Source organism: Parvimonas sp. oral taxon 393 str. F0440 (genome assembly GCA_000223315.2).
GTDB lineage: Bacteria > Bacillota > Clostridia > Tissierellales > Peptoniphilaceae > Parvimonas.
Map to the genome: position 1 here is coordinate 442034 of AFUS01000005.1, position 14744 is coordinate 456777.

Consider the following 14744-nt stretch of genomic DNA (forward strand, 5'->3'; position numbering starts at 1 on the left):
TTTTTAAGTTATACAATAATAGAATCCTTCGCAGGTCCTACCCATTTCTTTGTTACGGATACTTCCACTTTTTCTACATTTGTATTTGTAATTGTGAATCCGTCTCCCATCGTTCCTGTAACTTCTGATGTATATCCTTCAGGTACATTCTTTTCAACTACTTCATACTTGATTTCTGTTCCATCATCTTCATATTTTGGTAAATTTGTAAATGTATGTTTCCAGTTATCACTTGCCTTTAATTCATATTCTTGTAAAACATCATTACTTCCAACTTTTTTAAGTTCTACAATAATAGAATCTTTTGCAGGTCCTACCCATTTCTTTGTTACGGATACTTCCACTTTTTCTACATTTGTATTTGTAATAGTAAAGCCGTTTTCCATTGTTCCTGTAACTTCTGATGTATATCCTTCAGGTACATTCTTTTCAACTACTTCATACTTAATTAGTGTACCATCATCTTCATATTTATCTAAACCTGTAAAGGTATGTTTCCAGTTATCACTTGCTTTTAATTCATATTCTTGTAAAACATCATTACTTCCAACTTTTCTAAGCTCTACAATAACAGAATCTTTTGCCGGTCCTATCCACTTCTTTGTTACTGAAACAGAAATCTTTTCATTTGGTTGATTAACTATATTTTTTAGAGCAATTTTATCATTTCCAGTAAAGTCACTTTCTTCAACAAAAACAGGTTCTGTTAAAGGTAAATAACCACTTGGTGTTTTTGTTTCAACCAGTTTATATTTATCTAAAACTAAATTTCCAATTTCTCCAGTTCCATCTGCACCTGTAGTAATAGTTCCAACCTTTTGGTTATTACGTACACGAATAACATCAAACTCAACACCGGATAATGGTATACCATTTTTGCCTGTTTTGTTTACTTTAATCTTATAAACATATCCTTCACCACCACCGCTGGCATCAGTAATTTTATAAGATGCACTATAACTAAAAGTTTTATCGCCATCTATAAGTTCTACTTTATTTTTAAATATTTCACCAACTACCGGTTCATAGGATATTTTAACTTTATATCTAATCATCATTCCCTTACCGGCAGGCCTATTTCCAATATCAAGCGTAAACTTATTTCCCTCAACTTTAAGTTTATCTTTATATTGTGCGGTTATATCTGATTCTTCAGTAAATAAGATATCCGTTCCTGTTGCATTACTAACCCATTTACCTTCAAGTATCTTAAAAGAATCCTCAATATATTGAACACCCGGATTCAAAAGTGTATCAGTTACCTTAGCATTAACCATTTCTTTATTAGTTTGATTAATAGCTATTTTATAATGACCGATAGTTTTATTTCCACTATCCATCCATCCACCTTTAATCAATTGAACTCCTGTAACTTGATGTGGATTATAAGTAACAGTACCCGCTTGAATAACTGTTCCATCTCCTTTTGCAGTAAGTGTTACAGGGATAACACCAGTTTGAGTTTGTGTTCCACTATTAATTTGAATATTAAAATAAAATGAGCCCTTAACACCAGAATGCTCTTCTGCATATTTTGTATAAGTAAGAACAACTTTCATAGGACTTTCATCAACTAATTTTCCATTTGCAATGATATTATTAGATGCATCTTTAATCTCAAAGTTAAATGGAGCTGACGGTGCAAACCCTACAGGCAAAGTTAGTGTTGTCGTATCTCCCTCTTTTACTTGATTATTTGGCAATGCATACTCTGCATTTACCCTAAATGCTTTCCAAGCGTCCATTGGAGCTGTAATTGGATTCCCTTCTAAATCTGTAACAAATGCTTTTGTTATTACATTAGAAGACAATTCTTCAGCATGTGATGTAATTCCGGATTGTAATACAATCGAGAAAACCATAACAAACGCAAGAAAAATACTTAAACTTCTTTTAATAAAATCCCTTTTTAACTTTCCAGTCATTTTTTCTTCCCCTTCCTAATATTTTTAAAAATGTAATTATTTAGTTTGGAAATAAATTTAAAGTTTAATTTATAGATAAAATCTACAAATAAAATGTTCCCCAACATTTATAAAAAGTCTTTAAATTTATATTAAATTCCTTAAAATATATAATTTATTACCCATATATAAACTATACCATCATTTTGTTTTAACTTTTAAATTTAGTTTTATATAATAAAATTATTACAGTTTTACAACCAAGGTATAATATAAATAATTATATCACAAAACTATAGTAAATTCCAATATTTAAAATAAATTTACTATTTTTTAACCCAATAAATTTATATTATAATACTTAACTTGTTATCAATAATTTTCAAAACTTTTTAATTATTTTTAATATATTTTTTTGCAACAAAAAAGCTGAAGAATTTCTATCTTCAACTTTAAAACTAAATATTACTTACTACATTATCTTTTTAAATATATTTAATTTCTTCAAATCAAAAGGTGCATATCTAAAAGGTAAATCCAAAATTGTTTTATTTTTTACAATTCCTTTTTTATGGCTTAATAAATCAAAACCATATTTTCCGTGATAAGAGCCCATACCACTGTTTCCTACTCCACCAAAAGGAATATGATTATTTGCAAGTTGCATTATTACATCATTTACACAACCTCCACCATAAGAAATACTGTTAATAATATATTCTGCATTGTCTTTATTTTGTGAAAAAATATAACAAGCCAAAGGCTTTTCTCTTTCTTTAATTATATCAACAACTTTATCTATATCATCATACTCAATAATCGGTAACAAAGGTCCAAATATTTCATCTTTCATAATCTCATGATCAAATTCTACATCAGGAAATATTGTAGGTTCAATCTTTCTTTCATTGTCATTACTCTTTCCCCCAATCACATTTGACTCAGTCTTTATTAAATTTAAAAGACGTTCATAATGATGATGATTAATAATTTTCGGATAAGATTTATTATTTACAGCATCAGGATATCTTAATTCAATTTCTTTTTGTAAAGATTTAATAAGTTCTTCTTTTACATTTTTATGAACAACAATATAGTCTATTGAAACACATGTCTGTCCCGCATTTAATAGTTTCCCCCATACGATACGTTTTGCTGAAAGTTTAATATCAGCTGTTTCGTCAATAATACAAGGACTCTTCCCTCCTAATTCTAAAGATACAGGAATTAAATTTTCACTCGCTACACGCATTATAATTTTCCCGACTCTTGCACTTCCGGTAAAAAATATAAAACCATATCTTTGACGTAAAATTTCATCATAATCAAGTTCAGAATCTACACAGTAAATATATTCTTCTTCAAATGTTTTATTTATTATATCTCTAATAATTTTTGATGTATTTTTGCTCTCTTTTGAGCATTTTATAACAGCACAATTTCCTGCAGCAATAGCAGCAACCAGTGGAGAAAGCGACAAATTAAAAGGATAATTCCATGGTGCCATTATTAACACAACTCCATAAGGTTCTGAATAAACATAGCTTTTAGCAGGAAATGTTCCAAGACTTCCTCTCACTCTTTTAGGCTTACTCCACTTCTTTACTTTTTTCAATGCTTCACGAATTTCACCATATACTATTCCAATTTCAGTCATATAGGCTTCTGCTTCAGATTTTGAAAGATCCTCATATAATGCAGATAGTATTCGCTTTTCATTAGCTCGAATTACTTTTTCAAGTTTTTGTAAGATACTAATCCTATATTCAACAGATTTTGTAGTATTTGTTTTAAAAAACTCTTTTTGTTTTTCAACTATATTTTTAAATTCCATATCTTTATTTTCTATCATACAGCACTCCTTGTTTTACATATCCAACTTCGTATGCCAAACTCTTTAAAAATATTATTCTTTTAAAAAGATTTTACTTTTTACTTATATCGTTTAATTTTATATATCTTACAATACCCTCTTAATTACACTTCAAATTTCTTTTGTATTTTCTTATTTTAATCTTATCTTTCATTAGCATTATTTTTAATTCTTTTCCATTTAATCCTACTTCCAATAATTATTAATGGAGTACACAAAATCATATAAAGATAATAAAATCGATATTTTACAGTTGCTGTATATTTAACTTCTCCCGATATAGCTTTCATTTTTTCATCTTTTATTATTTCTCTAATTCTATTAACAGTTATTTTGTTTTCATCTGATAATAATTCTTTCAATACTTCTTTATCAGTAATTTCAAATACAGTATCTTTTATAAGTTGGCTATTTCCTAAATTATCAAAATAATAATATTTCCCATTTTTTATCCAAACAGAACCTATTACATTACTATTTATAGATTTTACTTTTTCCCAACCTTCTTTTTTGTCAAAACTAACTATTTGAGAATTTATTGAATACAATCGTCTTCTATTAAATCTACGTGCAAAAAGATATTTTTCATAAGAACTTAAAAAATAGATATTTTCTTCATCACAGAACACATTATCATCTAAATGCTTAATATTTCCCTTAAAATTATTTTCTCCAATTTTTACTTGCTTATTTTTTCTTTGATTATAAAAATATACTCCATCATTTGAAATGAAAAATAAATTACGAATATGTGAACTTTTATTTCCAATTACTTTATAAGGAGTGAAATTTTCGTCAAATCTAAGATTACCTTTAAAAACTTCTCCACTCTTTTTATCATAAAGCAAATCATCACCCTGCTCAGCTGAAACAACTTCCAATTCTCCACTATTCTTTATAGGTAAAAGCTCATCTTTATAATAAACATTATTTTTATCACAAAAATACTCTCCACGATTAGAAACCTGCTTTATAGTATTAACATCTGCATTTTTAAGCACTTTGCCTTTATAGTAAAGAACATCTCCATCTGTTGCAAAAAATAATAATTCCTTAAAATTTGAAATTTTCTTTTCGATTTCTACTTTGTGATATGGATAAATATAAGATTTAGGCTTTTTATCCTTAAAAAAAGCATGAACTATATGTCCAAAACCTTCTGAAAGATAAGAAATCTCATCATTTCTCTCAGAAAGCGGAGAACAAAAATAACTGCTTTTGCCATCAGTATAATATCCATTTCCAATATAAGAAATATTTTTTGGATTAAGGTCTTCAATTTTCACATTTCCAAAATAAACATGATTTTTATCAATTCCAACAACAGAAGGATGATAAGTATCACCTGTGTTAATTACACTAAAAGAATCCATATCCGCATCCTCTACAATATAATATCCACCACTTGGAATAAGTGCATAAATCTTATTATCATATTTATAAAAAATGCTATTGCCAATTCTCTCTCCACTTCTTTCAATATTTACATAAGTATCATCTCCCACGAGAAGCTGACTAAATGTAAAAAAAGCAATTGCTAAAATAAATAAAATTAAACAAATACCTAAAATTTTTGAACGAATACTTTCATTCTCTTTCCTATCCAAATTACATCATCCCTCATAGTTAAACTTATTTTATTCTCACTAATATCATTTTTTAATACTATCAAGATAAAAATCTAAAAGTTATTAAAAATTATAATAAAGCACAATTTTTGCTTTTTTATAAATAAAATTCTCAAATCATTCATATTTTTTTACTCTTTCAAAATGAGATTCTACTACATTATCCATTTGTTCGGCAATTTTATCAAATGAGCAATTTAAATCTAGAGTTTTTACACTTATTTGATTGCCATGCATCTGATATACATTATCCGGATGAATTGTTTCATCTGTCTTTGCATATAAAAGCATTCCGGATACTGTTTTATTTTGATTTTCAAATTGATAATCACAATTTTTTACATAGGTAAAAATTTGATATAGATTATTTGAGTGAATCTTACGTTTATCAAACTGCATTTGGGTTGTCTTCCCATAATATTTAGCATCAATAATCAAAATACTATCTTCATTCTGAATATATATGTCGCTTTGCATAATTGGAAGCATTTCTCTGACACCATCATCCAATGACCACGGAATTTGAGAAGCTCTAACAGATAATTTTGGATAATGTTTCTTATAGTACTCAAGTATAAATTTTTCATAAAGACGACTCATTCGTTGATCATCTAGAAAATCCATCATCTTCATAGTTCCATCTTTATTGGTTTGTATTAATCCTTTAACTATAAGATAACATATTGCAATCAACATTTGATAGTGTTTGTTATTTCTATTATATTTAAAATTCCAATTTATATATCTTATATTAATAGTCTCAACATCTCTAAAATATATCATTAATTTTCTAAGCTCTTTTTTCTTTTTTTAGATAATTTTGAAGTTAAGAGTGTTTCAACCGTTGATTTTATAATTCTATTCATTGTACTATTTACTGAAAAATCATCATAGGCACAAATTAATTTTTTCTTATCATACTATTATTTTTATGGATTCAGATATTTCTAATTTGCCTCTAACAGATGTTAACTCCTCTGTTTGTAAAATATACTCTCTTTCAAGTCCTCTTTTAATTTGTCCGGATATCCCTTTTATTAAAATCTCTGCCATTAATTCCAAAGTATTGTCAAATTTTTCAGTAGCTAATTTTTTATATCCTTGTTGATTAAGAACTCTAAAAGCATATGACAACATATAGTAAATATTTTGTATTGGAATCATTTAATTGCACTCCTAAGATTGATAATCCAATTATTTACCTTGGAAGGTTCGTCAAACCAATATTCTTTTAAAAGTGGAATTAATTCATATTCTACAATTCCTGATAATACTTTATCATCTATTTTATCTTTACTTAAGTTACATAGATAACTATGCCCAATACAAAATCCATCTCCCAAAGATTCATCACTTGAAATAATATCATTAAGACTTTTTACACATTCTATAAGTCTATTAAATTTATCATTTTTTAAGCTATTTCTATACTTAATAAATCCATCAGTTACAAATCCCGGCTTAATATCATAGAATGAAAATCTTCTTCTTAAAGCATAATCTAACATAGCCAAACTTCTATCTGCAGTATTCATCATACCTATAATATATATGTTTTTTGGAACAGAGAATCTTTCATCAGAATATAAAAGTTGTAATGATTGTCCACGCTTATCATTTTCAATAAGCATAAATAATTCTCCAAATATTTTACTCAAATTACCTCTATTAATTTCATCAATAATAAAAAAGTAATCATTTTTTCATCAATTTCCGCCTTTTTACAAAAATTATAAAAAGCTCCATTTTTTAATTCAAAACTATTTTTTGTAGGTCTATATCCCATAATAAAATCTTCATAAGAATAACTTTGATGAAATTGAACCATCATTACTCTATCAATATCTTTTACACCCATTATTGAATAAGCCAATCTTTTTGCAACAAAAGTTTTTCCAACTCCAGGTGCACCTTGTAATATTAAATTCTTTTTCTTTTTTAGAAGGGTTGCTAAATTATCATATTCTTCTTCTTGCATATAAACTTCTGATAAAAAATCATCTTTATTATACTTTTGAATTGCTTTTTCAAATTCTTTTAAATCTACTTTTTTCTCATCTTCATATATTAAATTTAATCTCTCTTCATCATCTGCAAACGAAAAACTTATTTTAGTATTATTTTTTCTTTCTTTTTATCTCGATTTACCTGCTCAGAATAATTCCATGCATCAAATGATAATTCTTTAAAGTCTTTCAAAACACTCCTAGAACTATTCAAATAAGATTTTAAACAATCTCCTATCATCAAATACTCTTTTGCAGAAAATTTTGATTTAATTAGAGGAAGTTGTTTAACAATATCAACCGGAATTTTTCCGGATTTATAAATATACCACTCATTTCTACTATCAAAATTTAAAAAAGTATCTGGTGAAATCCAATACAAACCCATTGTAATTTTACTATTACCATTACCTTTTATATTAATAGCTAAATCAAAATAATCTGAAAAATCCTTTCTTCGAATTTCTGAAGGGTCTTTTACATAAGCCAATGCTGACTCAAAAAATCCCCATAAATTATTAATATCATTATCTTCGCGATCACCTATAAAATAGTAAAAAGTTGCATTTTGAGGAGTTAGTAAAGGTAAGCCATCAAATGATGTTGGAATTTCTGATACAACATCAAACAATTCAGATATAGCCTTAAGTATTTTTATACGATTTTCATCCTTAATATTCTTGTTAAAAAGAGCAAATACAGTAAAAGGATCAATATCAACAATATTATTCTTTCTTTCTAAAGTTGGTAATTTTATACCTGCCATTTTAAAAACAGATTTTACCTTTTCTATAAGTTCTGCTCGACTATCCTTATACTCTAATAATTTTAATGCAAATTCTTCATAAAAATTTACCCAGTTAAATCGATTTCTTTCACTCATATTTCTTCCCTCCCAATATAAATTAAATTAACTATAATATTTCTCAACCAAATAAGCTTTTTAAAACTCTTTATTTTAATTATCTTAAATAATTTTATTTCTTATATTAATATCTTAATATATTATATCATATCTATCCACTCTTTTCTCTTTGTTTTTTATTAAAAAAAAGTTGCTATAATTGATTATTCAATCAACTATAGACAACTCTTTTAGAGTATTTTATTTAATTTATTTTTATAATGATTACTCAATATCAGCTATAATATAACAAATATCTTCTAAACTGCATATTCTATTATATCTCTTAGAATATTATCCAAAATCCATATACAAGAAATAAGAATATAAAATTATTTCTTCTTTTTCAAATCACGTCTTATTTTTACTAATTTATCTGCAATCATATTACGAGATTCACTCATCCTAAAAGAAGCAATTCTGCTTAATGTTCTACCATATAATCTGCTATGTCTTTCAAAAATTTTATCTACAGTCAAAGTCATTCTATCTTGGAACTCTTCTTCAAGTTCAGCAATATTTCTTTGGAAATTAGTCAATCCGGAAACTGTAAGTGTAAAATCAGAAGAATGTATAGCCAGTAAAACAACAGCAAGAGCTATTGCAAAATTATTAGGAATTGTCACATAAATTTTTTCAAAAAGTGGAATAAAAAATTCCATTATAACAATTGCTCCAATCCCAAAACCAACAGAAGTAATCGCACAAGTCCTTCCATTTATATTAAGTGGCATATCACTGTAATCCCACCATCTAGCATGAAATAATTTTTCAAGCACATAAGATGTTGGATATTCTAATACCATACTAGCAATAAATCCCATAATAAATATTTGCCACCAAGAAAGATGAGAAATTTTACCCATTGAAATAAGATCATAAAAAATCAATCCTAAAATCGAACCAAAACCATAAATCGGACATAATGGTCCATACAAAAATCCACGATTTTGCCATTTTCTCTGGTCGATAGTGCAGTATATACTTTCCCATATCCAGCCCAAAACACTAAATGCAAAATATGCATTCAAATATCTAATTAATTCCATAATACTCCTTTTAAAAATATAATTCTATAAAATAATCTTCTTTAATTCTTCTAAATCTAAACTATAAATAAATTATGTAATAAGCTCTGGAAACCGAAAGTTTCCTATTTAAGTTTCATCACACCATATCTTCACTTTACTATATTTTTTATTTTTCGCGTAAGCAAAAACTTTTGAATTTCTAATATAGGTAAATATATTTTCACTTAAATCTTCATCCCATATTGACTCAATCATCATTTTATTTTCATTATCAGGCTCATATAAAATATCCACATGGATTTGATAAAATTCTTCATCTTCATTTGGAAATTGTCTAACTAAAGAAATTTGAAACATCGGCTCATCTCTAAAAGTAGTAAATGTTCCTGTCTCAAATAAAATCATATCTTCTTCAAATGGTATATTGCACATCTGTTCGAATACATTGACAATTTCCTCCAATGAAATTTTATCAGTTATCTTGTCTTTCAAAAAATTAATTAGTTTATCCATTAATCTCCTCTTTCCTATCCCTATAAAACGAAATTCATTAAATAAATTTATGTCTAACACAATCCACCATAAAACATGAATACTCAGGATATAACTTTAATTTTCCCTCAGGTCTTGAATCTCCACTTTTTATTTTAAAAATCATTTCTTCAAAATTACTTTTATCCTCTTTCCAACTAGCAATAGTTTCCTGTTTCTCTTTTTCACTCTCATAATCTTCATCAGAAATAGCTTCACTTATAGCTTCTTCAAAATACTTTCGATTCTTTTCTTCAAGACTAAAAAATCTTTCCTTTTGATTTTTTAACCAAAGAACATAAAAATACTCTTCCCACTCTGCGATATAATAGTACTCAACACAATCTCCACAAAGATTTAAAAAAATGTCATACTCTTCAAGAGCATAATAGACATCAATAATTTGGTCTTCTGAAACATCATCTGTATTTAGATTATATTTTAAATCTTGTCCAGGTTTTACTTTCTCTACATAAGAATTTGCTTTTGTCTTGTTGCCAAGACACACTTCACAATAAGCCAAACACAATAACAGACGCATTCTATTAGGATAAACTTCTAGTAAGTTTAAAAATATTTCTTTTGCTTTTTCATATTCTTTAAGTTCAAATAAAGATACTGCATAGTTAAAAGAAGTAATATAATTTTCATCCATTTCTCTTGCTGTCTTGAAATAATTATGACTTATTGATAAGACTTTTTCATCTTTAGAATATTCATACTCACTAAAATAATAAAGACCAAGACCTGTATAAGTTTCTACAAATGGTGAATTTAAGTCTTTAGCTTTGTTCAAATACATTAAACTATCCCTAGAAAAATCATCCCAAAAAGCAAGATTAGTATATATTCTTGCTTTATCAATATCTCCTAAAGAATTTTCAAACTCATTTAAAAATTTCTTTAGAAATTCAATATAATCAAAATTTTCATCTCTTAATTCCATCTCAACAGAAGCAAGAGTACAAATAACATCAACATTCGATGGGCATTCACTTTGCTTATCTAAAAGATAGTTTTTCATTTTTTCGAGATATTCTTTTGAAGTTTCAAAGTCTGTTAAAAAAGATTTATTATATCTTTTTTCATATTCTGTTTTTAATTTATGCCAGTATGATTTTATTTTGTTTAACATTTTAATCACAATACCTTTTCTATTTATATAATTATACTTGCAATATTTACTGTATATTTTCAATTTTTCTAATATCCATTTATCTACTACATTAAGGCATTTTTATAAATCTATTACTGTTTCATCTATAAATACATACTATTTTATCCTACCGTTATCTTTTTTATCTATTATTTTATTAAGATAATAATCTAATGTATATAATTCACCTCTTGAAAAAATTAGGTGACTTTCAACCTATTTACTTCTAGTTTATTCTACCATTAATTTATAATTCTGTCCACAAGTCCAAAAAATTTAAGTTGATTTCGTAATAGATTTTTCATGTTTAAATTTGATTTTTATTATAACAGACTGTAAATTTAAGTTGGTTAGAGTTGGTTTATTTTCAACAAACAAAAAAAGGCTTATCCAAAACTAGCATTATATTCTAACGATAGTATTTGGAATAAGTCCTTTTTAACACAATATTTACTATTTATCTTCAACCATATAAATGATAAATCTATCTTTAGTATTTATCATTGTAATCTCAAAAGCACAGATATCAACTATATTCTATTTCTTATCACCTATTTTGTCTTCTTGAGCTTTTTCTAACCAAGTTTTAAACTCCCAACGAAGTGGTGTAATACAAATTTTTTCTCTAATATCATTTTGATACTTAAGGTACTCATCATAATTGTCCCATCTACTCCAAGCATCTACTGGTCTTTTTATCCCAAGTTCTTTTTCAACTACCTCCAAAATATACTTGTCAACTGGTATATGTAGGTACCCAAAAATATTATCAAATGAGTATACTTCAAGTATAAATAAATACTTAATAGTCATATTAACCCATTTTTGAACTTGCCCATAAGTAAGTTGTATTTTTTCTTATTACTTTCTTTAGTAATTTTATATTTTTCAATTTTTTACTTTTTTTAATTATTTTATCACATAATCCACGATGCCATGTATCAAAATCGTCCTGATTTTTAATATTATTTAAAATGTGCTTTTTATTTTCATTTTCAAAAATAACTTTTACCTCTTCTTTCAATTTAGATATCGCTTCAGAGATATCTTTTAAGTTTAATGTTCGACACATATCTCGATAAGCTCTATTAACTGCTGCCTCTATTAGATTAGTTAAATCACCAAAATAGGAAAACTTTAAAAATTTAAGAGTATCTTCATCAACATTGATTTTTAATGTTTTATCTTTTGTATTATTCATATTAGCATCTCCTATTTATATAAATATTTTTAAATAATTAGCTTTAAAATCAATACTGGTTAAATCAACTACATTTAACTCCTTCTACAAAAAATATAGTAATTCAAGCAAGTTGATGATTGAATATATTAGTAACTGGTTATTGTTCAAATGCCTTTAAAAGTGTATTAGCAACAATATTAGCCCCTGCTGCAGAAGAATATTCCGAAAATGATTTACCCTTATACCATTCTTCTTGACTAATGTTAATATTTTCAATCCAATATTCTACTTCAGAAATAAATTGTTCTAAATAATAAGGTTTATTTTGCTTCTTCAATTGCAAAATTATATATTTATTTATTGCTGAAACACCTATCGCCCCTTGAAGAACCGCACTATTCACGGATTCTTCTACAAATAAATTAGGCCACCTAAGTTTTAGTGCATCCCAGATTTTTAAATATATATACTGAATTTTATCAATTATCTCATTTAACTTATTTTCATTTTCCCAATCAATTTCAATAATTTTATACTTATTAAAATAACTTATTAACATTTGAATGCTTTTAACAAAAGAATTAAGACTTATAGTTTCATATGAATTATTAGTTGGGGTACCTTCCAAGAGTATCCTATTATACCATAATGAATTTTTATCATTATTAAGATTAATCGCTAATTCAACAGCTAAAAATTCTGTTTTAGCTATTGTCAAATCACTAGAAGAAGTTCTATCTTTGTTAATTATATTTTTCAAAACATATGCTAGAGAAGTATCCACTTTTTTTGATGTTTTATTAATTGTTATAAAAGTATCTACTTCTAACTCTTCAGTAGGTTTCTCGAGAATCACAACAGACAATTCGCAATTTTTTAAAGAATTGTATTTGTCTGAATCTTTTTTTTCTAGTTCTTTAAAAGCTTCTACTCTATGTTGACCATCAACAATATTAAGAATTGTATCTTCTGTATATTCTTCTTCTGAAGCACATATTATTGAAGTAGGCAAATAAAATGGATTCTCTTTTAAGTATTTTACAATATTTGAAACATGATTTTTGTTTACTTGCCTTTGATAACCAGTAAATTTAATATTATCAAATGTTCTAACCCTAGTATTTCTAACTAACCAATCTACAGTTTTAATATCATGTATGATTTTACAGTCACATTCTTGTTTTATAGTTTTCATAATTCTATTCCTCTTCTTTCGTATTATCTTTTTTCTTAAAATAAATTAACTTATTATTTATTTTTTATTAATATCTTTTTCCACTTTTATTATATCATCAATTAACTCTTTATATTCTTCTATTATACCATCAATTAAATAATTAGGTGAATTTTTTATATCATCAATTAAAGATTTAAATGGTACCGCTTCATTTACCACTTCATTTACAACTTTATTTATCAAATACTTTAAAAAGTCATTATCGTCCTTCAATTCATAAAGAACCTTTACTATTTCGCAGAATTTTTTGATTTTATAATCATCAAAATCTTTCATAAATTTATCTATAGTGGAACCTTCCTTGAATTTATTTATAAATTTATAAAGATCCTTCACTATTTGGCAGTTTTTTTTGATTTTATAATCACCAAAATCTTCCATAAATTTATATACCTCTTCATCTACATATTTATCTTTAATTTCTTTCTTTATATATGTTTCGCTTAAAAGTTTCTTTCCAATATATTCATCAATATATTTTTCACTATTTTCAATATATTCAGTTAATTTAAAAAAATTAGTATAATCATCATTCAATATATTTATATCATTTGATGACAGTATGTCTTCAGAATATTTAAAAAATAATTCATTTTTAATTAATCTCTCATCTATATTAATGGAATACACCGCTTTAAGTTGTTTATCTGCACCACTTAAAATATTATAAAGTCCTTCTACAATATTTTTTTTAAAATCTTGACGCGAATCATATACTTTGCTTTTATAAATTGTACTATGCTCAACTTCTCCCCATACATCATTTAAGAATGATTTAACTTGAACTTCAAACGAAAATTTCTCATCTGTTTTCTTGTATTTACATGCAATTTTATATATATCATGACCATTTTGTTGTCTGGTATTTGGCGATGGTTCAATTTCTATATCATTATTTTTTTTCAAATATTTTTTTAGATCTTCAAAAATTTTATTTTCATCTTCTTTAAAATAACAATTTATTCTAAAGCCTATTAAATCAGGTAAATTTTCGCGAATTTTTTCTTTAATTTCTGTATTATTACTATTATTATTAATTCCCCATTTATTTATATAATTTTTTCTTTCTAATTTTTCTTTTAAACTTTCCTCACTTTTTATACGTGAATTAATCTCTTTTGATATCATTTTTTTGGATAATTCTTTTTTTCGGATAATTCTTTTTTTTCGGATAATTCTTTTATAAAATCCTTTAAAATTTTTCTATTTCATTTCGTGTTTCTTGAAGTTTTCTTTGAAACTCTGCGTCTATAAAAGCATTCATTATATCTTCAATAAAATCCATCTCTAT

General features: G+C 26.1%; 14 protein-coding genes and 1 pseudogene. All 15 read right to left on the bottom strand.

The window, feature by feature from the left end:
* Positions 1-8: 8 nt before the first annotated feature.
* Positions 9-1925, bottom strand: coding sequence for a Cna B-type domain-containing protein (locus HMPREF9127_RS06600; protein WP_009448734.1), 1917 nt, complete (start codon positions 1923-1925; stop codon positions 9-11).
* 451 nt (positions 1926-2376) lie between these two features.
* Positions 2377-3756 carry an aldehyde dehydrogenase gene (locus HMPREF9127_RS06605; RefSeq protein ID WP_009448694.1) on the bottom strand — a complete coding sequence of 460 codons (1380 nt, stop codon included), beginning with the start codon at positions 3754-3756 and terminating at the stop codon, positions 2377-2379.
* 164 nt (positions 3757-3920) lie between these two features.
* Positions 3921-5384, bottom strand: coding sequence for a DKNYY domain-containing protein (locus HMPREF9127_RS06610; RefSeq protein WP_009448959.1), 1464 nt, complete (start codon positions 5382-5384; stop codon positions 3921-3923).
* A gap of 138 nt (positions 5385-5522) precedes the next feature.
* A pseudogene (locus HMPREF9127_RS08480) lies at positions 5523-6271 on the bottom strand (5-methylcytosine restriction system specificity protein McrC).
* A 49-nt stretch (positions 6272-6320) separates the two neighbouring features.
* Positions 6321-6569 (bottom strand): 5-methylcytosine restriction system specificity protein McrC, encoded by a 249-nt coding sequence (locus HMPREF9127_RS09865; protein WP_009448923.1) that lies wholly within the window; start codon positions 6567-6569, stop codon positions 6321-6323.
* On the bottom strand, positions 6566-7063 hold the full coding sequence (locus tag HMPREF9127_RS09565) for an AAA family ATPase (RefSeq protein ID WP_255261734.1): 498 nt from the start codon (positions 7061-7063) through the stop codon (positions 6566-6568). Before HMPREF9127_RS09565 ends, HMPREF9127_RS09865 begins: the two co-directional genes overlap by 4 nt.
* Positions 7060-7383 carry an AAA family ATPase gene (locus HMPREF9127_RS09570; RefSeq protein ID WP_009448916.1) on the bottom strand — a complete coding sequence of 108 codons (324 nt, stop codon included), beginning with the start codon at positions 7381-7383 and terminating at the stop codon, positions 7060-7062. Before HMPREF9127_RS09570 ends, HMPREF9127_RS09565 begins: the two co-directional genes overlap by 4 nt.
* Before the next feature lie 128 nt (positions 7384-7511).
* Positions 7512-8294 carry a hypothetical protein gene (locus tag HMPREF9127_RS08240; protein ID WP_009448900.1) on the bottom strand — a complete coding sequence of 261 codons (783 nt, stop codon included), beginning with the start codon at positions 8292-8294 and terminating at the stop codon, positions 7512-7514.
* A 353-nt stretch (positions 8295-8647) separates the two neighbouring features.
* Positions 8648-9364, bottom strand: coding sequence for a putative ABC transporter permease (locus tag HMPREF9127_RS06625; RefSeq protein WP_009448753.1), 717 nt, complete (start codon positions 9362-9364; stop codon positions 8648-8650).
* Between the two features lie 108 nt (positions 9365-9472).
* Complete coding sequence (locus tag HMPREF9127_RS06630) at positions 9473-9859, bottom strand: hypothetical protein (protein WP_009448616.1); 387 nt, start codon at positions 9857-9859, stop codon at positions 9473-9475.
* Positions 9860-9896: 37 nt separating this feature from the next.
* The gene (locus HMPREF9127_RS06635; RefSeq protein ID WP_009448532.1) at positions 9897-11012 is read right to left on the bottom strand and encodes a hypothetical protein; all 1116 of its coding nucleotides are present in this window, start codon (positions 11010-11012) and stop codon (positions 9897-9899) included.
* 558 nt (positions 11013-11570) lie between these two features.
* Positions 11571-11759 carry a hypothetical protein gene (locus HMPREF9127_RS08495; RefSeq protein ID WP_009449149.1) on the bottom strand — a complete coding sequence of 63 codons (189 nt, stop codon included), beginning with the start codon at positions 11757-11759 and terminating at the stop codon, positions 11571-11573.
* Positions 11760-11847: 88 nt separating this feature from the next.
* Positions 11848-12234 carry a hypothetical protein gene (locus HMPREF9127_RS08500; protein WP_009448991.1) on the bottom strand — a complete coding sequence of 129 codons (387 nt, stop codon included), beginning with the start codon at positions 12232-12234 and terminating at the stop codon, positions 11848-11850.
* A 139-nt stretch (positions 12235-12373) separates the two neighbouring features.
* Positions 12374-13411 (bottom strand): DGQHR domain-containing protein, encoded by a 1038-nt coding sequence (locus HMPREF9127_RS06650; RefSeq protein ID WP_009448736.1) that lies wholly within the window; start codon positions 13409-13411, stop codon positions 12374-12376.
* 57 nt (positions 13412-13468) lie between these two features.
* Complete coding sequence (locus tag HMPREF9127_RS06655; protein WP_009448668.1) at positions 13469-14581, bottom strand: nucleotidyltransferase family protein; 1113 nt, start codon at positions 14579-14581, stop codon at positions 13469-13471.
* Positions 14582-14744: the final 163 nt, after the last annotated feature.